Raw genomic sequence first — 20,963 nt, forward strand, 5'->3', positions numbered from 1 at the left:
CGGATATTTTATAGATAATCATGTTTTTTGATTTACAAATTTTGTACCTTTCTATGAAAGAAGAATAATGAATAAAATTGAACACATAGGAATTGCTGTTAAAAACTTAAATACATCTAATGAATTGTTTTCCAAACTATTTGGTGAATTACATTATAAAATAGAATCTGTTGAGAGTGAAGGAGTAAAAACAGCTTTCTTTAAAGTTGGAAAAAACAAAATAGAATTATTAGAAGCCACAAACGCCGATAGCCCAATTGCCAAATTTATTGACAAAAAAGGCGAAGGCATTCATCATATTGCATTTGATGTAGATGATATTGAAGCAGAAATTAAACGCTTAAAAGCCGAAGATTTTATTGTTTTAAATGAAACACCTAAAAAGGGAGCAGATAATAAATTAGTAGCTTTTTTACATCCAAAAAGCACCAATGGAGTGTTAATAGAGTTGTGCCAAGAGATAAAGGATTAATTTTTCTTGCTAGGAAATAAAAATAGTAGTAATATTGCACTCCAATTTCGGGTCCTATAACTCAGTTGGTTAGAGTATCTGACTCATAATCAGAAAGTCCCTGGTTCGAGCCCAGGTGGGACCACCTCTTAAAGCCTAAATTACAAATGTAGTTTGGGCTTTTTTTGTGTCTAATTTTTTCAAAAAAAATAAGTGGGGGTACTTATTTTATATAAAAATTAAAGTCTTTAACTTGAATGCTCATAATAACTTAAAGATTAATAACTTTAAAATGGATCATTCAAATTTAAAAAGAGAGACTAGATATGGCTTACCAGAGGCAGATCAAATTCTTTATAACAGACATTATGTTTTAGGATATTCATATTATTTTAGGCAGGCTAAATGGGCGCTAGAGATTGTAGACCCCAACTTTACTAATGTTGAACGAAAAGATTATTTTCGGTCTGATTACAGAATACCAGAAAAGTTTAGAGCAGATAAAGAAGTTTATGAAAACTCTGGTTTTAACAGAGGTCACTTAGTTGCTAGCGCAAACCAAATTGAGACTGCAATTCAAAACAGTGAAACCTTTTTGTTGTCTAACATGTGTCCGCAAGATCCAGAATTTAATAGTGGTATATGGAAAAGGCTGGAAGACGCCGTAAGGTATTTAGATAGTGATAAAAAGGTATTTGAAACGTATGTAATTTCTGGGCCATTATTTTATTTTGATCAAGAAGTTGTTATGATAGGCGATAATGATCCTAATATTAAAGTTTCGCTTCCTATCCCACATGCTTTTTTTAAATCTGTTCTTACAGAAAGAAATACAGGCACTATTTATATGTGGTCCTTCATTATTCCTAATAAAAAATCAAATGAACCATTAGAGAATTTTTTAGTTGAAACATCAAAAGTAGAGAAACTTTCAGGGTTGTTTTTATGGGAAACCTTAAAAGGAACTAAAATCATGAACCAAAAGAATAAAATAAAAAAGATGTGGAAACTTTAGTATTATTTTTGCTTAAAACATCAAAAACAAATTTAACTAGTAATAGTTTTCTTGTTTAAAATGTAAAGTATTAAGAGATTTAGCACCTTTATATTTAGTTAAATATGTAATAATGCTCTGATAATCAAATAAAAATCTAAAACAAATTTCAAATCATTTTATATATATTTGCATTGAAAGTTAAAAAAGAGGGATTGCTTTTTTAGTTTATCTATAATTTTTTGATAATAATTACGTTTCTTTGCTTGTGTAAATGAGTTGGATAAATGTTATTACGCCGGTGATTTTAAACGCTTTATAGATGTTTTTTTAATTAAAAAGAATTGTAATTATTTATACAACTCAGTTTTTTTATACATTTGTTATTAAATGACAATACAAAATAGAAGAATATTTGCCTCAATCTTATTTGTATTAATAAGTTTTGTATGTGTTGGTCAAGTGGATCTACCGCCACCATCACCACCATCACCACCACCTGGTTTCCCTATTGATGGAGGTGTTGTTTTTGGTGTTGTAGTAGCTATATTCTACGGGGTTAGAAAAATTCTTTTTTCATCAGGTAAATCAAACAAATAACAATTAGTTATTTGTATTCATACTAACCAATTTGGTTACGTATTTTCCTAAAACATCAAATTCTAAATTAACTATACTTCCTTCTTTAAAGGTATTAAAATTTGTATGCTCATACGTATAAGGAATAATGGCTACACTAAAACTATCTTTTTTTGAGTTTACAACTGTTAAGCTAGTGCCATTTACAGTAATAGAGCCTTTCTCTATTGTAAGATTATTTAAGGCAGAGTCATAGTTAAAAGTAAAAAACCAACTGCCATTTTCTTCTTTAATATTTGTGCAAACACCTGTTTGGTCTACATGCCCTTGCACAATATGACCATCAAGTCTATCGCCAAGTTTCATGGCGCGCTCAAGGTTAACTTTATCTTTTAGTTTTAACGTACCTAAATTACTTTTATCTAAAGTTTCTTTAATAGCTGTTACTGTATATTCATCTTTATCAATATCAACAACTGTTAAACAAACGCCATTATGAGCAACACTTTGGTCTATTTTTAATTCAGATGTAATATTGCTTTTTATTGTAATATGAAGATTAGAATTTTCTTCTTTTAGGTTAGATACAATGCCTATATCTTCAATTATTCCCGTAAACATAATATTCTCTGTTTATTTGGTTAAATTTGCAAAATCAAAATTACAAACAAAAGTTGTCATTTTTAATGAAGAAAGAAGAAAATATAATAGTTGGAATATCAATAGGAGATTTAAATGGCATAGGCGGCGAAATTGTTTTAAAAACTTTTGAAGATGCCAGAATTTTAGAACTGTGTACACCTGTAATTTTTGCTTCTGCAAAAACAATGAACTTTTTTAAAAGTCATTTTAAGTCTAGTATTAATTTTCATAACATAAATAATATAAATCAATTAGTACACGGAAAAGTTAATGTGTTTAATTGTTGGAATGAACCTGTTAAAATAAATTTTGGAAAAGAAGATATAAAAATAGGTGAATATGCTATAAAATCTTTAAAAGCAGCTACAAAGTCTTTAAAAGAAGAAGAAATTGATGTTTTAGTTACAGCACCAATTAACAAATATAATATTCAAGCCGATGATTTTAAATTTCCAGGACACACAGATTATTTAGCCCAAGAGTTACAAGGTGAAAGCCTTATGTTTATGATAACAGAAAATTTAAGAGTTGGCTTGTTGACAGATCATGTACCTGTTAAAGACATTGTAGAGCATATTTCTGAAGAATTAATAGTTAAAAAAATAAACACTATATATAAATCACTTCAAAAGGACTTTAGAATTTCAAAACCCAAAATAGCAGTTTTAGGTATAAATCCGCACACAGGAGATAATGGTGTTATTGGAAATGAAGATGATGAAGTTCTGCGTCCAACACTAAAAAAAATAAAAGAAGACGGTAAGCTGGTTTTTGGCCCGTATGCAGCAGATAGTTTTTTTGGATCAAACAATTACAAAAACTTTGACGCTATTGTGGCAACATATCATGACCAAGGTTTAATACCATTTAAAACCCTTTCCTTTGGGCAGGGAGTTAATTTTACTGCAGGATTAAATAGAATAAGAACCTCTCCAGATCACGGTACAGCCTATGAAATTGCAGGAAAAGGAAAAGCAGATGCGGGTTCATTTAAAGAAGCCGTTTTTGCAGCAATACAGATATACAAAAACAGATTTGATTATGAGCAACTTACAAGAAACCCGTTAAAAAAGGCTCAAAAATAGATATAAACAAAAAAATGTTTATAAGTAATGTTGTGTAATATAAAAATTCATATATTTGCAGGCTCAAAATAGATGTGATAATGAAGCCATTAAAAGACTTTATAATCCAATTTGTTGGATTAAAAATAGGAAAGCATCATTTTGAGTACAAAATTGAGCAGGCGTTCTTTGATTATTTTGAGTATAAAGAATTTAATAATGTTAATGTTGATGTAAACGTTCAGTTAGAAAAAAAATCAACATTACTTGAGTTAAAATTTAATGCTTCAGGATTTGTAAATGTTAATTGTGATATAACCAATGAACCCTACAACCAAGCTATAGAAAATGAGTTTGAGCTAGTGGTTAAATTTGGTGAAGAATACAATGATGAGTATGTTGATATATTAATAGTGCCACACGGTACATTTGAAATAAGTTTACAACAATACATTTACGAGCTAATTGTACTAGCAGTACCAATTAAAAGAGTGCATCCAGGAGTAGAAGACGGAACATTAAACTCAGATATACTAGAAAAATTAGAAGAATTAAGCCCAAAGCTTAATGAAGAAAAGAAAAAAGATGAGGAAATAGACCCTCGTTGGAATACATTAAAAAAACTATTAACGGATAATAAATAATATAGAAAATGGCACATCCTAAAAGAAAAATCTCTAAAACAAGAAGAGATAAAAGAAGAACACATTATAAAGCAACTGCGCCACAGATTGCTACTTGTCCAACAACAGGAGAAGCTCATTTATATCACAGAGCTCACTGGCATGAAGGAAAATTATATTACAGAGGTCAAGTTTTAATTGATAACTCTGAAGAAGAAAACTTAGCATAAATTTTATATGCGTACAGTATAAAACGCTCACTTGTGAGCGTTTTTTTTATGAAACACATTTAAATACAAAAACAAATTATTTGTGTGTTATTACGCCAAAATTTAGTAGTTTTCACCAAAATTTAGTTTTTTTTTGTTAAAATTTAGCGGTTTTTTAGTCAATTTAACTACACGTTATGAGTAAAACATCAGCGGCAATTACAGCTGTAGGGGCCTATGTGCCAGAGTATGTATTAACCAATCAAATTCTTGAAACAATGGTTGATACAAATGATGAATGGATAACCACAAGAACAGGAATAAAAGAGCGTAGAATTTTAAAAGAAGAAGGAAAAGGAACCTCTTTTTTAGCTATAAATGCCGCCAAAGACCTTATTAATAAAAAAGGCATAAATCCTAAAGATATTGAGTTGGTTATTGTTGCCACCGCAACACCAGATATGAAAGCCGCTTCTACAGCCGCTTTTACAGCATCAGAAATTGGGGCAGTTAACGCTTTTTCTTTTGATTTAGATGCTGCATGTTCTAGTTTTTTATTCGGAATGTCTGTGGCAGCAAAATATATTGAGTCTGGAACCTATAAAAATGTACTTTTAATTGGGGCAGATAAAATGTCATCAATGATAAACTACAAAGATAGAGCTACTTGTATTATTTTTGGAGATGGAGCAGGAGCCGTTCTATTTGAACCTAATAGCGAAGGTTTAGGTTTAAAAGACGAGTATTTAAGAAGCGACGGAACAGGCAGAGAGTTTTTACAAGCTACCTACGGTGGTTCTGTACACCCAATAACCCATGAAGCTATTGATGAAGGGGGACATTACGCATTTCAAGAAGGAAGAACGGTATTTAAAAATGCCGTATTTAACATGGCAGATGCCACTGTTAAAATTTTAGAAAGAAATAATCTAACAAAAGAAAATGTAGATTGGTTGGTAGCACACCAAGCAAATAAGCGTATCATTGATGCTACAGCAAATAGAATAGAGTTAGAAGATAAAAAGGTAATGATGAACATTCATAAGTATGGTAATACTACTTCTGCAACGCTACCATTACTTTTAAATGATTATGAAAATCAACTTAAAAAAGGAGATAATTTAATATTTGCCGCTTTTGGTGGCGGATTTAATTGGGGGTCCATTTTCTTAAAGTGGGCATATAATTAATTAAAGATACCTAACCAATAACTAATTAGTAAAATTATGGATATTAAAGAGATTCAAAACTTAATCAGGTTTGTTGCTAAGTCTGGCGCAAGCGAGGTTAAATTAGAAATGGACGACGTAAAAATCACCATCAAAACAGGTTCAGATACAGAAACAACCATAGTACAACAAGTTCCTGCAGCTCCGGTTCCACAAGTTACTCAAGTGGCAGCACACCCTGTAGCACAAGAGCCAGCAGCGCCTGTAAAGAGTCCAGCAGCACCTGAAAATGATGATTCAAAATACATTACTATAAAATCACCAATTATTGGTACTTTTTACAGAAAACCTTCACCAGATAAACCATTATTTGTTGAGGTAGGGCAAACCATAGCAGAAGGTGATGTGCTTTGTATAATTGAAGCTATGAAACTATTTAACGAAATAGAATCTGAAGTTTCTGGAAAAATAGTTAAGGTTTTAGTTGATGACGCTACTCCAGTAGAGTTTGATCAACCGTTATTTTTAGTAGACCCTTCATAACCTATTAAAAATTCCAATCTGCAAATCCCAAACCAAACCTATTGGAATTTGGTGCTTGGAAATTGAATTTTTAAAATTAAAGTTATGTTTAAAAAAATATTAGTAGCCAACAGAGGAGAAATAGCATTACGTGTTATTAGAACCTGTAAAGAAATGGGCATTAAAACAGTAGCGGTATACTCAAAAGCCGATGAAGAAAGTTTACATGTAAAGTTTGCCGATGAAGCTGTTTGTATAGGGCCTGCACCAAGTAGTGAGTCTTACCTTAAAATGTCAAACATAATAGCAGCAGCAGAAATAACAAATGCAGATGCTATCCATCCAGGATATGGTTTCCTTTCAGAAAATGCTAAGTTTTCTAAAATTTGTGCAGAACATGGCATAAAATTTATAGGAGCATCGGCTGAAATGATTGATAAAATGGGAGATAAAGCTAATGCTAAAGCTACCATGAAAGCAGCAGGTGTACCATGTGTTCCAGGAAGTGAAGGTGTTATTGAATCTTATGAAGAATGTGAAAAACTTGCCGAAGAAGTAGGGTATCCCGTAATGCTCAAAGCTTCTGCCGGTGGTGGAGGTAAAGGTATGCGTGGGGTTTTCAAAAAAGAAGACTTAAAAGACGCATGGGATTCTGCAAGACAAGAAAGTAAAGCCGCTTTTGGAAATGATGATATGTATATGGAAAAGCTTATTGAAGAGCCAAGACATATCGAAATTCAAATAGTTGGAGATTCTACAGGTAAGGCTTGTCATTTATCAGAAAGAGATTGCTCTGTGCAACGTCGTCATCAAAAATTAACAGAAGAAGTACCATCTCCTTTTATGACCAAAAAGCTTCGAAAAGAAATGGGAGAAGCAGCGGTACGTGCAGCAGAATATATTAAATACGAAGGCGCTGGAACAGTAGAGTTTTTAGTTGATAAACACAGAAACTTCTACTTTATGGAAATGAACACGCGTATACAAGTAGAGCACCCAATTACAGAACAAGTAATTGATTTTGATTTAATTAGAGAGCAAATTTTGGTTGCTGCAGGCGTGCCAATTTCGGGTAAAAATTATATTCCAAAATTACATTCAATAGAATGTAGAATAAATGCAGAAGACCCTTTTAATGGTTTTAGGCCATCACCAGGTAAAATTACAACGCTTCACGCACCTGGAGGTCATGGAGTTAGATTAGATACACATGTATATGCAGGGTATTCTATTCCACCAAATTATGACTCTATGATTGCCAAATTAATTACTACGGCTCAAACCAGAGAAGAAGCTATTAATAAAATGAAACGCGCTCTAGATGAGTTTGTAATTGAAGGCATAAAAACCACAATTCCTTTCCATAGGCAACTTATGGATCATCCAGATTATTTAGCAGGTAATTATACTACTAAGTTTATGGAAGACTTTAAAATGAAAGAAGTTTCAGAAGAACATGAATAAATAAAAAAACTCCGAAAGCAATTTCGGAGTTTTTTTATTTAACTATTTCATAAGGCTTAATACAAATAAAGTAAATTAGTACCATGAACTTGTCTTATTGGGAAATAAAAAGCTGGTTAACTAATGTAGATTTTACAATTGTAGGTAGTGGTATTGTAGGACTTAATTGTGCTTTACAGTTAAAAAATAGATACCCAAAAGCCAATATATTAATACTAGAAAAAGGTATTTTACCTCAAGGTGCTAGCACTAAAAATGCTGGTTTTGCATGTTTTGGAAGTTTAAGCGAAATATTAGATGATTTAAAAACACATTCTGAAGAAGAAATAGTAACATTAGTAAAAAAACGCGTAAATGGTTTACATCTTTTAAGAAATACATTAGGAGATTCAAACATCAATTTCATACAAAATGGAGGGTACGAACTATTCTTTAGTGAAGATGAATTGTTTCATGAATGTATTTCAAAAAGAGAGGAAATCAATAAACTGTTAAAGCATATTTTTAATCGAGAAGTTTATACCTTAAAAAGCAACAGATTTGGTTTTAAAAATATTATCAATCAGTATGTTTTTAATGCGTTTGAAGCTCAGATAGACACAGGCAAAATGATGACTTCTTTATTACGTTTGGTGTTAAAAAAAGGAGTTAAAATACTCAATAGCATTGCAGTTGAAAGTTTTTTAGAAGGTAATAATTTAATCAAAATAAAAACCAATCAATTTGAATTTCATTCATCTAAATTATTTATTGCAACTAATGGATTTGCATCTCAATTAATAAAAGAAAAAGTAAAACCTGCCAGAGCTCAAGTGTTAATAACTAAGCCAATAGAAAACCTTCATATTAAAGGCACATTTCATTTAGATAAGGGGTATTATTATTTTAGAAATATTGATAATAGAATTTTATTAGGAGGAGGGAGGAATCTTGATTTTAAAAAAGAAACTACAACAGAGTTTGGTCAAACTACATTAATACAAAACAGGTTAGAAGAACTTTTAAAACATGTTATTTTGCCCAAAACCAATTTTGAAATAGATTATAGCTGGAGCGGTATTATGGGCGTTGCAAACACCAAAGATGCTATTGTAAAACAGTTAAGTAATAATGCTTATTGTGGTGTTCGCCTTGGCGGAATGGGTATTGCAGTTGGAAGCTTAATAGGTAAAGAATTAGCCGACTTAGTTTAAATGAATTTAAAAGAAGAATTATACAAACAGTGCGAAGCATTTATTGAAAACAGGTTTAAAAACATTGAAGCTACCATAAATGAAATTCAAAAAGCTTTAACTGCAGAAACCAAAAGTACTGCAGGCGATAAACATGAAACAGGTAGAGCTATGTTACAGCTAGAAAGAGAAAAGGCAGGAAACCAATTAGCCGAAGCTCAAAAAATAAAAGAAACGCTTGTTAAAATTGACATAACTAAATCATCTAGTATTGTTAGTTTAGGAAGTATTGTATATACTTCTAACTTAAACTATTTTATTGCTATTAGCGCAGGAGAGTTAAAGATTGAAAATAAAATCTATTTTGCTATTTCACCAAGTACACCTATTGGGCAATTATTGCTTGGAAAAACAGTTGGAGATTTAGTAATATTTAGAAATCAAAAATTTATTATTAATAATATCATTTAGCTATTAGTAAAGAAACTTTAATGTTCTTTTCTAATTTATGTTGATGTTCAAAAAAAAATTTTTTCCCATTAAAATCAGCCTCAATTAAATAGAAGTTTCCTTTATAGTAAGATTGTTTAACTGTAGCTTTTAAATCTGATTTTTCAACTACTTTAATTTGGTTGGCATAAACAATACCATAAGGTTCAATGATATTAAATTCTCCAAAAAATGATGCAATTAGGGGTGTTTTAGGATTATTATATAATTGTTCTGGTGTACCACTAGCAATCACCTTATTATTGTTAATTACTATCATTTTATCTGAAAAAGATATGGCATCATCTTTATCGTGGGTAGCAACAATACAAGTAATATTTTTTTCTTTTAAGTATTTAAACAAACTTCTTCTTAAAGACTGTTTTTTAAAATTATCAATATGACTAAAAGGTTCATCTAATAAAATAATTTCAGGTTGTTTAGCTATAGCTCTAGCAAGTGCTACACGTTGTTTTTGTCCGCCACTTAACAATTTTACTTTGGTATTTGCCAAATGAGTTAATTCTACCACTTCTAATAATTCATTAACACGTTCTTGCTTTTCTTCGGGATAAAAATTAGAAAGAAATGTGCCTATATTTTCAGCTACTGATGTGTATGGCATTAAATCAAACTCTTGGGCTACATATTTCATAAAATCGTACCCTATAACCAAGTTGTAGGCAGGTCCTAAAATTTGTGTGTCTTTCCAAAAAATACTGCCTTTATTCAGGTCGTATTCACCATAAATTAGTTTAATAAGTGTACTTTTTCCTGAGCCACTTTCACCAATGATAGATAGATGCTCACCAGGTGCAACGTTAAAATTGATGTTTTTCAACGTTGGTTTATCACCATACCCAAACCATATGTTTTTTACTTGTAGCATATTTAAAGTGTAAAAATAGTATAAAAAAATCTGCCCAAATTTTGAGCAGATTTAAATATTGTTTTGGGTATAATTTATTCCTTTACTTTTTGCTGAGTTTTACTTGGCAGTACCTCAAAGCCCATGTTATAAAGTGTAAACCCAAAAATATCGGCATACTGCTCAATGATTTTGCTTACTGGTGTTCCTGCACCATGTCCTGCATCGGTTTCAATTCTTATTAATACGGGGTTATTTCCTGCTTGTTTGCTTTGTAATTGGGCAGCAAATTTAAAACTGTGAGCAGGAACTACTCGGTCGTCATGATCGCCAGTGGTTATTAAAGTTGCGGGATATTCAGTGCCTGCTTTTACATTATGCACTGGTGAATATCCTTTTAAGTATTCAAACATTTCCTTACTATCTTCGGCAGTACCATAATCGTATGCCCAACCTGCACCTGCGGTAAATGTATGGTAGCGCAACATATCTAAAACACCAACAGCAGGTAACGCTACTTTTGCCAAATCTGGTCTTTGAGTCATGGTTGCACCAACTAATAATCCGCCGTTAGAGCCGCCGCGAATGGCTAAGTAATCTGAACTTGTGTACTTGTTTTCAATTAAATATTCGCCAGCAGCAATAAAATCATCAAAAACATTTTGTTTTTGCATTTTCGTACCGGCATCATGCCATTTTTTACCATATTCACCACCGCCACGTAAATTAGGAACTGCGTAAACACCACCTTGTTCCATCCATACGGCCATAGCTATACTAAATGACGGATTTAAACTAATGTTAAAACCACCATATCCATAAAGAATTGTTGGGTTTTTTCCGTTTAACTCTATGCCTTTTTTGTGTGTAATTATCATTGGCATTTTTGTGCCGTCTTTTGATGTGTAGAAAACTTGATTACTTTCGTAATCATCACTATTAAATGCTATGGCTGGTTTCCAATAAAGTTCTGTTTCACCAGTTTCTAAATTAAGTGTGTAAATACTTGATGGTGTGTTGTAGTTTGTGAATGAAAAATAGTCTGTAGTTTCTTCTTTTTTACTTCCAAAACCACTAGCATTACCAATACCAGGAAGTGTAATCTCTCTAATTAGGGTACCATTATAATCATATTGTTTTACTTGCGAAACAGCATCAACCATATATTCTGCAATAAAATATTTGCCTGATGTAGAAACCGATAAAACGTTATTAGTTTCAGGAATAACATCTTCCCAATGTTCTGGTGTTGGGTTAGTAATATCAACTTTTACCAAGCGTTTGTTTGGAGCGTTTAAGTTTGTAACTAGGTATAGTGTTGAACCTTTAGTATCAATTACAGATGTATTACTATTAGTGTTATTTAAAACGGTAATTAATGCGCTATTAGGCTTGGTTAAATCTTTAATATAAAGTTTGTTGCCTGTAGTTGAAATACGTGGTGTAATTATGAGGTATTTATCATCTTCTGTTACGTTGGCATAAACATAACGATGTTTTTCATTGGGGGTACCGCCATAAATAAGTTTGTCTTGTTTTTGTGATGTACCAAGTTTGTGATAATATACTTTGTGTTGATCTGTTTTAGCTGAAAGCTCACTTCCTTCTGGTTTATCATAACTAGAGTAATAGAAGCCATTGTTTTTATACCATGAAATTTGTGAAAATTTTACATCAACTAAGGTATCTTCAACAATCTCTTTAGTTTCGGTATTCATTATGATTATTTTTCTCCAATCGCTACCGCCTTCAGAAATAGAGTAGGCTAAAATACTACCATCTTTAGAAAAACTTAAACCTCCTAGAGAAATGGTACCATCTTTAGAAAAGGTATTAGGGTCTAAAAATACTTCTTCATCTCCGTTTTTGTTGGTTCTATAAATTACATTTTGGTTTTGTAAACCATTATTTTTTGAAAAATACGTGTAGTTACCTTCTTTAAAAGGAGCACCTACTTTTTCATAATTCCAAAGTTGCTCTAGGCGTTCTTTTAGATCTTTTCTAAAAGGTATATTATCTAAATAACTAAATGTAGTTGTGTTTTGTGCTTTAACCCAAGCAGCAGTTTCTTCACTCATATCATCTTCTAACCAACGGTATGGATCTTTTACTTCTTCGCCAAAATAGGTGTCTGTGGTGTTTACGGTTTTGGTTTCGGGGTAATTCACTGATATTAATTTTTTTGTTGGAGTTTCTTTTTTGCAAGCTACAAATAAGGATAAGCTAAGTGTAGCAATTAGTAATTTTTTCATTGATTGTATTTTTAGTTCTACCAAAAATAAAAAAGCCTCTGTAAAACACAGAAGCTTTTAACAATCTTTTAATGAAAACGGGATTATACTAAATTATTTTCAATTAAATATTCTGCTATTTGTATGGTGTTAGTTGCAGCACCTTTGCGAAGGTTGTCTGCTACAATCCACATATTTAATGTGTTTGGTTGTGTTTCGTCTCTACGAATTCTACCAACAAAAACCTCATCTTTATCATGTGCATATATTGGCATTGGGTATGAATTGTTTGCGGTATCATCTTGCACTACAACCCCTGGAGTTTCACTAAGTAACTGGCGTACTTCATTTAAATCAAAATCATTTTCAAACTCAACATTTACAGATTCTGAGTGTCCGCCAGCAGTAGGAATTCTAACCGCAGTAGCCGAAACAGAAAATGTTCTATCATTCATTATTTTTTGTGGTTCTTGGGCTAATTTCATTTCTTCTTTGGTATAGCCATTTTCTAAGAACACATCGCAATGTGGTAATGCATTTCTACCTATTGGGTAAGGGTAAGCCATTTCACCTTCAACACCTGCAATTTCGTTTTCTAACTGTTGTACGGCTTTAACACCTGTACCAGAAACTGATTGGTATGTTGAAACAACTACACGTTTCATGTTGTATTTTTTGTGAAGCGGATTTAATGCCATAACCAACTGTATTGTTGAACAGTTAGGGTTGGCAATAATTTTATCTTCTTTTGTTAGTTGGTCTGCATTTATTTCTGGAACTACTAATTTTTTGGTTGGATCCATTCTCCAAGCAGAAGAATTATCAACTACCTTAGTGCCAACTTCAGCAAATTTAGGAGCCCATTCTAAAGATGTACTACCACCAGCAGAAAATAACGCAATGTCTGGTTTCATAGAAACAGCAGTTTCTAAACCAACAACCGTGTAATTATTTCCTTTATATGAGATTGTTTTACCTACAGAGCGTTCAGACGCTACAGGAATTAATTCTGTTACAGGGAAATTACGTTCTGCAAGAACTTTTAGCATTACTTCGCCAACCATACCAGTGGCTCCAACTACAGCTACTTTCATTTTTTCTTTTTTTACTGTTATACTTTAGAGGGCACAAAATTAGGCATTAATTATACTTTTAAACCAAAAAAAAGACCTCAATTTTTTGAAAACGAGGTCTTTTTAACAACAAATAACAAGTTGTTATATATTTAACACATAGTTATTTCTTTAATAAATCTCTAATTTCTGCCAATAAATCTTCTTGACTTGGTCCTGCAGGAGCTTCTGGAGCTGGTTCTTCTTTCTTCTTCAATTTGTTAACGCCTTTAACAACCATAAACATTACAAATGCTACAATAATAAAATCAATAACGTGGGTTAAAAAAGTACCGTATTCTAAGTAAACATCTCCTACCACTTCTCCAGCATCATTTAGTGTACCATCTTTAAGTTTGTATTTTAAATCTTTAAAGTCTGCGTTGAAAATCAACCCAATTAATGGAGATACGATACCTCCTGTAAATGATGTAACAACTTGTTTAAAAGCTGCTCCCATAACAAAACCTACTGCAATGTCTACAAGGTTACCCTTCATTGCAAACTCTTTGAATTCTTTAAGCATAATTATAATATATTTATAGTTAGTGAGACGCTAAAAATATGAAAAAGTCACCAAAAACTATGTAAAACTATTTTAAAAAAGTACGTTTTACACGTTTAGAAATCCCAGTGATTAATTCATATGAAATGGTATTGGCTGTTTCTGCTAAACTTTCGGCAGTGTTATTTGCATCAAAAATAATAGCTTCATCACCTTCTTTACAATCAATATCAGTTATGTTTACCATAATCATATCCATACATACATTTCCAATTATGGGAGCTTTTTTCCCGTTTATAATTACATAACCTTTACCGTTTCCGTATTGACGCCCAATGCCATCTGCATGCCCAATGGGTAAGGTGGCGGTTTTAATATCAGCATTACTTTTAAATGCCATGTTGTAGCCTACGGTGTCTCCTTTTTTAATGGTGTGAATTTGAGAAATAATGGTTTTTAGTGATGCTATTGGGGTTAAGTTTTTGTTTTCTTTTTCTGAATTTCCAAAGCCATACAACCCAATACCACTACGAACCATATCAAAATGAGCCTTAGGATAATTTAAAATACCAGAAGTATTGCACATGTGTAAGATGGGGTTGTACCCAACACAACTAATAAAGTTTTGAGCAATAGTTTTAAAGGTGTTAATTTGGTTTAAGGTGAATTCTTTTTCATTTAAATCTTCGCTAGCAGCTAAATGAGAAAAGATAGATGTTACTTTTATGGCATTAGTTTCCTTTAATTTTGAAACAATATAATTTATATCATTTATCCCAAATCCTAGGCGATTTAAACCTGTATTAAATTTTAAATGTACGGGATAATTACTTAAATTTTTTGAAGTTGCTACTTTAATAAATTCATTTAAAACTTTGGCATTATAAATATTGGGTTCTAAACAATTATTAATAATAGCATTAAAATTAGCAGGAAGTGGGTGCAGTACTAAAATAGGTAAAGTAATACCAGCTTTTCTTAATTCAATCCCTTCACTAGCATAGGCAACGGCAAAATAATCGGCTCCTAAATTTTGAAGATAATTAGCAATTTTTATGGAGTCATTACCGTAACTAAATGCTTTTACAACTGCTAAAAATTTAGTGTTGGGTTTAAGTTTTGATTTTAAATACTCAAAGTTATGTTTAAGTGCTTTTAAATCTATTTCAAGTACAGTTTCTTGCGCTTTAGGCATTTTGATCTTTAGAGTTTTTGGTGATTTCTTGGGGGTCATTAACATTCATATTTCTTACTTTATCACGCATCATGGCTTTGTAAAATGCGGCTCTACTTAAAGGTTCATATTCATCTACCTCACCAAGCATAACCAAATTATCGTTTTTAGCTTTACGGTAACTATATTGGGCTAAATTTCCGGTACGTGTACATACAGCATGCACCTTTGTAACATATTCTGCAGTAGCCATTAGGTTGGGCATAGGACCAAACGGATTGCCTTTAAAATCCATGTCTAAACCGGCCACAATTACTCTAATGCCTTTGTTTGCCAAATCATTACAAACTCTAACAATTTCATCATCAAAAAATTGGGCTTCATCAATACCAACTACATCGCAACCATCTGCCAAAATGGGTATGTTTGCAGCAGCAGGCACGGGTGTAGATCTAATTTCGTTGGCATCATGAGAGACTACCATATCTTCATCATAACGTACATCAATAGCGGGTTTAAAAATTTCAACTTTTTGTCTTGCAAATTGGGCACGTTTAAGTCTTCTAATTAACTCTTCGGTTTTACCAGAAAACATAGATCCGCAGATAACCTCAATCCATCCAAATTGTTCTTTATGATTTACTGTATTTTCAAGAAACATTTCGTAATTTTAGCACTAAAACAAAGCAATTTTTCGTTTTGTATAAAGGTGGCGTAAATTTATTAAAAATCAAAAGCCCACAACGCATTAATTTTAAAATTGTAGTAAGATGAAAAAGAAATTAGAATCTGAGTTAATAAGTATAGCCCATAAGATTCTTAAACTTAAAGGAAAAGAAGATGTTGTAAAGTTGCATGAAGAAGCTAGACTTGTTTATGAAAAACTCTCTGTTTTAAAATTTGCTCATGAAAATTTTGATGAAGCTATTCCAACTATTGGCAGTAATTCATCATTTTTTGGTATGCTAGATACAGCTTTTAACAATAAAGTGAGTGATAATATTGAAGTTGAAGATAAAATTTACATTAATCTTGATGATGACAATGAAGAAGCCATATCAGAGCCTTTAATGGAAACTATTAAAGACATGGTAGCCCAAATGCCTCATGAATCTCAAGAAATTGATACTGTTTTTGAAGAAGCTATTCCTGAGCGTATTGCAAAACATAATGATTTAGATGAAATAACTAAAGACTTTAAAGAAACTCCTGTTTTTGAACCAGTTTCTAAAGTTAAAAATGGCGCGCAAGAGAATAAAAAATCTTTAAACGATAAATTAAAAAGTGGCGGACTTAACATAGGGCTTAATGATAAACTAGCTTTTATAAAACATTTATTTGATGGTAAACCTGAAGATTATGACCGCGTAATTTCTCAAATAAATACTTCAACATCTTTATCAGAAGCTAAACGTTTTATACAAGATATTGTGAAGCCAGATTATCAGGGTTGGCAGGGAAAAGAAGAGTTTGAAGAACGCTTTTTAGAGATTATAGAAGCTAAATTTATATAGTACTGCATTAATGGAGGAAAGGTTTATTGGTGATGAGGTTTTTAAAAAAAATAATTACACAAAAAACCGTCTAGAAAAAGGAGAATATGATGCTTGCACATTTGTAAATTGTGATTTTTATAATTCTGATATATCAGCAGTTAGATTTATAGATTGTGAGTTTATAGATTGTAATTTGAGTTCTGCAAACATTTATAATACAAGTTTTCAAAATGTCATATTTCAAGATTGTAAAATGTTAGGTATTAATTTTGAAAAGTGTTCTGATTTTGCTTTCTCTATAAAAATAGATTCTTGCCAACTTAATCATGCTTCATTTTATAAAAAGGTGTTATCAAAAACATCATTTATAAATTCTAAATTAAATGCTGTAGATTTTACTGAAAGTAATTTAAGTGATTCTATTTTTGACAATTGCGATTTATTAAACGCTACTTTTAAAAATACAAATTTGAAAGGCGCAGACCTTGAAAACTCTATAAATTTTATTATAGACCCAGAAAATAATAATATTGAAAATGCTAAATTCTCATTACAATCTGTTATTGGGCTTTTAACTAAATACAATATTAAAATAACAGATTAGCATTTATTTATGAGTAAACTTTACCTTGTTCCCACACCAATAGGAAACTTAAAAGACATCACTTTTAGGGCTATTGATGTACTTAAAGATGTAGATTTAATTCTTGCTGAAGACACCCGTACATCGGGTAAACTTTTAAAACACTTTGAAATTAGTACCCCAATGCAATCGCATCACATGCATAATGAACATAAAACAGTAGAAAGTGTTCTTCAAAAATTAAAAGCAGGAACCACCATTGCCTTAATTAGTGATGCAGGAACTCCTGCCATTTCAGACCCTGGATTTTTACTATCACGCGCTTGTATTAAAAATGATATTGAAATAGAGTGTTTGCCTGGTGCCACAGCCTTTGTACCCGCTTTGGTAAACTCAGGCTTACCAAATGATAAGTTTGTGTTTGAAGGTTTTTTACCTGTAAAAAAAGGTAGGCAAACCCGCTTATTACTTTTAGCAGAAGAAACCAGAACCATGATTTTTTATGAAAGTCCGCATAAATTAGTAAAAACTCTTGGGCATTTTTGTGAGTATTTTGGTGAAGACAGATTAGTTTCTGTATCAAGAGAACTTACCAAATTATATGAAGAAACTGTTAGAGGAACAGTAAAAGAAGTTTTAGAATATTATACAAATAAACCACCAAAAGGTGAGATTGTAATTGTGGTTAACGGAAAAAAATAAGTTTGTTATTTCATTCATGATATTTCGAATATATTTGAAGCAGAAGCATATAAAAAATATAAAATGAACTTAAAAGATTTTAAGGAAAAACTAAAAAATACCCCTAGAGCTATTGAGTTTTCTGAAACTATGGAAGTCATAGATTCTAACTATACATTTACGCCAACAACATTTAAAAATGGTGATATTGATAATGCCGAAGGACAAAACTCAGGGTCTTGCAAATTATTTGCTTTTGCAAAAAAACAAGGTTTTACAAAAGAAGAAACATTAGCTTGTTTTGGGCAATACTATTTTAGTGATGTTTTAAAAGACCCCAACGGAACGGGGCATCAAAACATTAGAAATTTTATAAAAACAGGTTTTGATGGTTTAAGTTTTGATGGAAATCCGTTAACAGAAAAATAAAGCTTTGTAATTGTCGTTCAGAATTCTTTTCAGAATCTCATATTAGGGCTTTCTTAAACAGGAATAAGTGAAATTTTACGGCTATAGTTTTTATGAAAGACTTACTTCAAAACATAAAACAATGCACCATTTGTAAAGAGCATTTGCCATTAGGCCCTAAACCTGTTGTATCTGCACATCCAAAATCTAAAATTGTAATCATTGGGCAAGCACCAGGAACTAAAGTACACGCTTCTGGCATTCCTTGGAATGATGCCAGCGGAAAGCAACTAAGAACGTGGTTAGATGTTTCAAATGAAGACTTCTATAACGAAACCAAGTTTGCCATAATTCCTATGGGGTTTTGTTACTCAGGAAAAGGAAAAACAGGCGATTTGCCACCCAGACCAGAATGTGCTCCGCAATGGCATAAACCGTTGTTTAATGAATTGAAACATATTGAATTAATTCTTTTAATAGGTATGTATGCTCAAAATTATTATTTAGGTAAAACAGCAAAAAAAACGCTCACAGAAACGGTTAAAAACTATAATGAGTATTTACCTAAATTTTTACCATTACCACATCCCTCACCACGTAATAGATTTTGGCTTACTAAAAATTCTTGGTTTGAGGTTGAGGTGCTGCCAGAGTTGAGGAGGCGGGTTAATAATTATGTAAATATATAAAAGAAAACCTCCCAAAAAATAGGAGGTTTATATAAAACTTTAGAATATAAAAACTTAAAATTCTCAACTAATCTAATATCTATTTATAGTTTATTCTCTATCAATATCATTTATGCTTATAGCCTTATTTACGCTACTATAGTTTGGTATAGTTTCTTCCGAAAGTAATTTACCGTCTTTAAATTCTTGGATAATTTTTTCATTATTTTTAACGTAAATTTTAGATATCAGATCACCAGTTTCATTAAAAATTAAAGAAGAAGTAATTTCGCCATCTTTCATTCTAGATTCAGAACGTACTTGACCGCCTTCATAATATTCAGTGACTTTTCCAATAAGATTTCCTCTGTCATAAGCAGAAAATTTCTTTAGTTTTCCAGAAGAATAATATAACAAGTCTTCACCATGAAGTTTCCCTTTAAAATACTTAGAATGAGTGAATTTTTTACCATTGTTATGGTATACAATATAATCCCCGTTTAAAAGGCCTTCTTTTACAGAAAACTCTTCCCATTTTTTAGATGAGTCACCAACAATATAGTAACCATTCATGACCTTTTTAGAAATTTTATCTCTATATATTGTAACACCGTTACGGAAATCAACAATATAAGAGTCTCTTGGAATAAATTTAATTCCGTTATCACTTGTTTCATTTTTGCAATTAAAGAAACTTAATAACGTACAAAATAGTAATGCTATAACAGCAATTGTAGTTTTTTTCATATATAATTGGCAATTTGGTTACTACGAATATAATAATAAATGTTTAAAAAACAAGATGTTATGCAGAAAAAACCGATGAAATGTATTTTTTATATAGGTCTTTACTTATAAAAAATGATGTTAAATAAAACTCTGGGTCTTGTAAATTATTTGCTTTTGTAAGAGAACAACAACGGAACAGGGCATGAAAATATTAGGAATTTTATAAAAACAATTCTTAAATATTTAAGTTTTGATAGAAATTTGTTAGCTGCAAATACAACTTACAATTGTCGTAATGAATTTATTTCAGAATCTCAAAAAAATGCATGATTCATTTAGAAATATAAAAGCAATGCATGATTTGTGTGGAGTATTTACCATATCATCACGATGTAATAGATTTTGGTTAACTAAAAACCCTTGGTTTGAGGTTGAGATGTTGCTAGAGTTGAGGCGTCAGGTTGATGCATTGATTTTATAATTGTCACCCTATGTTAGCAAAAGGTTTACCCATGTTTCCCTTTATCCCAACCATGTTTACCTAAGTATTGTTCGCCACTTTCAACAGCTCCATCTTCAATACTTGTTCCCATAGAGTCATTCCAACGGTTTAGGTAACCAAATAATGATATTACACCTAGCATTTCAACAATTTCGCCTTCATTCCAATACTCATATAACCGTTTTTTAATGGTTTCATCAACAGCATTAGGAACTTGGCTTGCTGCCAAACTAAAGTCTAAAGCAGCACGTTCTGCCTCACTAAATGCAGGGTGCGTTTTATACTCCCAAATATTATCAAGTTGTTCTTGTTCTGCACCGTAACGTTCGGCAGCTCTAATAGCATGTGCCTGACAATAACGGCAACCAGTAGCATTGCTACTTACCCACGCAATCATGCGTTTTAAGGCAGAAGTTACACGTCCTTCGTTAGCCATTACAGCTTTGTTTAGATTTATAAAAGCTTTGCTTATAGCAGGTCTGTGCTGCATGGTAAGTATAGAGTTTGGGCAAAATCCTAAGGTTTCATTAAAGAATTCTGCTAATTTTTTGGTTTCTAAATCGTGGTTGGCAGATAATGGTGTTACTAAAGGCATATGTAATTTTTAAGTAGTATTTTTGACTACTAC

26 protein-coding genes and 1 tRNA gene are annotated in these 20,963 nt (G+C 31.8%); 18 read left to right on the forward strand and 9 right to left on the reverse strand.

Annotated features, from left to right (window positions below):
- Positions 1–67: 67 nt before the first annotated feature.
- The 4 genes from mce to J1D01_RS00815 all read left to right on the forward strand — a co-directional run bounded on the left by mce (position 68) and on the right by J1D01_RS00815 (position 2,045).
- A complete protein-coding gene (mce, locus tag J1D01_RS00800; RefSeq protein WP_421149524.1) occupies positions 68–472 on the forward strand; it encodes a methylmalonyl-CoA epimerase in 405 nt (134 codons plus the stop codon).
- A gap of 50 nt (positions 473–522) precedes the next feature.
- Positions 523–596, forward strand: a tRNA-Ile gene (locus tag J1D01_RS00805).
- Positions 597–743: 147 nt separating this feature from the next.
- Complete coding sequence (locus tag J1D01_RS00810; protein WP_421149525.1) at positions 744–1,466, forward strand: DNA/RNA non-specific endonuclease; 723 nt, start codon at positions 744–746, stop codon at positions 1,464–1,466.
- 369 nt (positions 1,467–1,835) lie between these two features.
- Positions 1,836–2,045, forward strand: a complete 210-nt coding sequence (locus J1D01_RS00815) for a PID-CTERM protein-sorting domain-containing protein (RefSeq protein WP_421149526.1) — start codon at positions 1,836–1,838, stop codon at positions 2,043–2,045.
- Positions 2,046–2,048: 3 nt separating this feature from the next.
- On the opposite strand, the gene J1D01_RS00820 is transcribed toward J1D01_RS00815, so the two are convergent.
- Positions 2,049–2,645 carry a riboflavin synthase gene (locus J1D01_RS00820; RefSeq protein ID WP_421149527.1) on the reverse strand — a complete coding sequence of 199 codons (597 nt, stop codon included), beginning with the start codon at positions 2,643–2,645 and terminating at the stop codon, positions 2,049–2,051.
- A gap of 65 nt (positions 2,646–2,710) precedes the next feature.
- Between J1D01_RS00820 and pdxA the strand changes: the two genes are divergently transcribed.
- From pdxA to J1D01_RS00860, 8 genes are all read left to right on the forward strand, one after another.
- The gene (gene pdxA / locus J1D01_RS00825) at positions 2,711–3,751 is read left to right on the forward strand and encodes a 4-hydroxythreonine-4-phosphate dehydrogenase PdxA (protein WP_421149528.1); all 1,041 of its coding nucleotides are present in this window, start codon (positions 2,711–2,713) and stop codon (positions 3,749–3,751) included.
- An 80-nt stretch (positions 3,752–3,831) separates the two neighbouring features.
- Positions 3,832–4,374 carry a YceD family protein gene (locus tag J1D01_RS00830; RefSeq protein ID WP_372935860.1) on the forward strand — a complete coding sequence of 181 codons (543 nt, stop codon included), beginning with the start codon at positions 3,832–3,834 and terminating at the stop codon, positions 4,372–4,374.
- Between the two features lie 8 nt (positions 4,375–4,382).
- Entirely contained in the window at positions 4,383–4,583 is a 201-nt protein-coding gene (rpmF, locus tag J1D01_RS00835) for a 50S ribosomal protein L32 (protein ID WP_076698813.1), read from the forward strand.
- Positions 4,584–4,759: 176 nt separating this feature from the next.
- Positions 4,760–5,752: a beta-ketoacyl-ACP synthase III gene (locus J1D01_RS00840; protein WP_421149529.1), complete on the forward strand. Its 993-nt coding sequence runs from the start codon at positions 4,760–4,762 to the stop codon at positions 5,750–5,752.
- 36 nt (positions 5,753–5,788) lie between these two features.
- A complete protein-coding gene (accB, locus tag J1D01_RS00845; protein WP_372935855.1) occupies positions 5,789–6,274 on the forward strand; it encodes an acetyl-CoA carboxylase biotin carboxyl carrier protein in 486 nt (161 codons plus the stop codon).
- A gap of 84 nt (positions 6,275–6,358) precedes the next feature.
- Positions 6,359–7,717 carry an acetyl-CoA carboxylase biotin carboxylase subunit gene (accC, locus tag J1D01_RS00850; RefSeq protein WP_421149530.1) on the forward strand — a complete coding sequence of 453 codons (1,359 nt, stop codon included), beginning with the start codon at positions 6,359–6,361 and terminating at the stop codon, positions 7,715–7,717.
- Between the two features lie 83 nt (positions 7,718–7,800).
- Entirely contained in the window at positions 7,801–8,910 is a 1,110-nt protein-coding gene (locus J1D01_RS00855) for an NAD(P)/FAD-dependent oxidoreductase (protein ID WP_421149531.1), read from the forward strand.
- Positions 8,911–9,360, forward strand: coding sequence for a 3-oxoacyl-ACP synthase (locus tag J1D01_RS00860; protein ID WP_372935849.1), 450 nt, complete (start codon positions 8,911–8,913; stop codon positions 9,358–9,360).
- Here J1D01_RS00860 and J1D01_RS00865 read toward each other — a convergent pair.
- The 6 genes from J1D01_RS00865 to J1D01_RS00890 all read right to left on the reverse strand — a co-directional run bounded on the left by J1D01_RS00865 (position 9,353) and on the right by J1D01_RS00890 (position 15,929).
- Positions 9,353–10,267, reverse strand: coding sequence for an ABC transporter ATP-binding protein (locus J1D01_RS00865; protein ID WP_372935847.1), 915 nt, complete (start codon positions 10,265–10,267; stop codon positions 9,353–9,355). The two genes, J1D01_RS00860 and J1D01_RS00865, sit on opposite strands and share 8 nt — an antisense overlap.
- Positions 10,268–10,341: 74 nt before the next feature.
- Positions 10,342–12,498 (reverse strand): prolyl oligopeptidase family serine peptidase, encoded by a 2,157-nt coding sequence (locus J1D01_RS00870; RefSeq protein ID WP_421149532.1) that lies wholly within the window; start codon positions 12,496–12,498, stop codon positions 10,342–10,344.
- 83 nt (positions 12,499–12,581) lie between these two features.
- Entirely contained in the window at positions 12,582–13,571 is a 990-nt protein-coding gene (locus J1D01_RS00875) for an aspartate-semialdehyde dehydrogenase (protein ID WP_372935843.1), read from the reverse strand.
- Between the two features lie 142 nt (positions 13,572–13,713).
- Positions 13,714–14,115, reverse strand: a complete 402-nt coding sequence (gene mscL, locus J1D01_RS00880; protein WP_372935841.1) for a large-conductance mechanosensitive channel protein MscL — start codon at positions 14,113–14,115, stop codon at positions 13,714–13,716.
- Between the two features lie 67 nt (positions 14,116–14,182).
- On the reverse strand, positions 14,183–15,289 hold the full coding sequence (gene alr, locus J1D01_RS00885; protein ID WP_372935839.1) for an alanine racemase: 1,107 nt from the start codon (positions 15,287–15,289) through the stop codon (positions 14,183–14,185).
- Positions 15,282–15,929 (reverse strand): thymidine kinase, encoded by a 648-nt coding sequence (locus J1D01_RS00890; protein WP_421149533.1) that lies wholly within the window; start codon positions 15,927–15,929, stop codon positions 15,282–15,284. The genes alr and J1D01_RS00890 overlap by 8 nt, the downstream gene beginning before the upstream one ends.
- Positions 15,930–16,038: 109 nt before the next feature.
- Here J1D01_RS00890 and J1D01_RS00895 point away from each other — a divergent pair, with 109 nt between their 5' ends.
- The 5 genes from J1D01_RS00895 to J1D01_RS00915 all read left to right on the forward strand — a co-directional run bounded on the left by J1D01_RS00895 (position 16,039) and on the right by J1D01_RS00915 (position 19,125).
- Positions 16,039–16,782 (forward strand): hypothetical protein, encoded by a 744-nt coding sequence (locus tag J1D01_RS00895; protein ID WP_372935834.1) that lies wholly within the window; start codon positions 16,039–16,041, stop codon positions 16,780–16,782.
- Positions 16,783–16,792: 10 nt separating this feature from the next.
- Complete coding sequence (locus J1D01_RS00900; protein WP_421149534.1) at positions 16,793–17,368, forward strand: pentapeptide repeat-containing protein; 576 nt, start codon at positions 16,793–16,795, stop codon at positions 17,366–17,368.
- Between the two features lie 9 nt (positions 17,369–17,377).
- A complete protein-coding gene (gene rsmI, locus J1D01_RS00905) occupies positions 17,378–18,049 on the forward strand; it encodes a 16S rRNA (cytidine(1402)-2'-O)-methyltransferase (RefSeq protein ID WP_421149535.1) in 672 nt (223 codons plus the stop codon).
- Between the two features lie 63 nt (positions 18,050–18,112).
- Positions 18,113–18,457, forward strand: coding sequence for a HopJ type III effector protein (locus J1D01_RS00910; RefSeq protein ID WP_372935828.1), 345 nt, complete (start codon positions 18,113–18,115; stop codon positions 18,455–18,457).
- 92 nt (positions 18,458–18,549) lie between these two features.
- Complete coding sequence (locus J1D01_RS00915; RefSeq protein WP_421149536.1) at positions 18,550–19,125, forward strand: uracil-DNA glycosylase family protein; 576 nt, start codon at positions 18,550–18,552, stop codon at positions 19,123–19,125.
- 90 nt (positions 19,126–19,215) lie between these two features.
- Here J1D01_RS00915 and J1D01_RS00920 read toward each other — a convergent pair whose 3' ends face one another.
- Entirely contained in the window at positions 19,216–19,851 is a 636-nt protein-coding gene (locus tag J1D01_RS00920) for a toxin-antitoxin system YwqK family antitoxin (protein ID WP_421149537.1), read from the reverse strand.
- A 304-nt stretch (positions 19,852–20,155) separates the two neighbouring features.
- Here J1D01_RS00920 and J1D01_RS00925 point away from each other — a divergent pair, with 304 nt between their 5' ends.
- Positions 20,156–20,314, forward strand: a complete 159-nt coding sequence (locus tag J1D01_RS00925) for a hypothetical protein (protein WP_372936082.1) — start codon at positions 20,156–20,158, stop codon at positions 20,312–20,314.
- A gap of 25 nt (positions 20,315–20,339) precedes the next feature.
- Here the strand turns inward: J1D01_RS00925 and J1D01_RS00930 are convergent, their stop codons facing one another.
- On the reverse strand, positions 20,340–20,930 hold the full coding sequence (locus J1D01_RS00930; RefSeq protein ID WP_421149538.1) for a carboxymuconolactone decarboxylase family protein: 591 nt from the start codon (positions 20,928–20,930) through the stop codon (positions 20,340–20,342).
- Positions 20,931–20,963 lie beyond the last annotated feature (33 nt).

Source organism: Seonamhaeicola sp. NFXS20 (assembly GCF_049132085.1).
Classification (GTDB): domain Bacteria; phylum Bacteroidota; class Bacteroidia; order Flavobacteriales; family Flavobacteriaceae; genus Seonamhaeicola.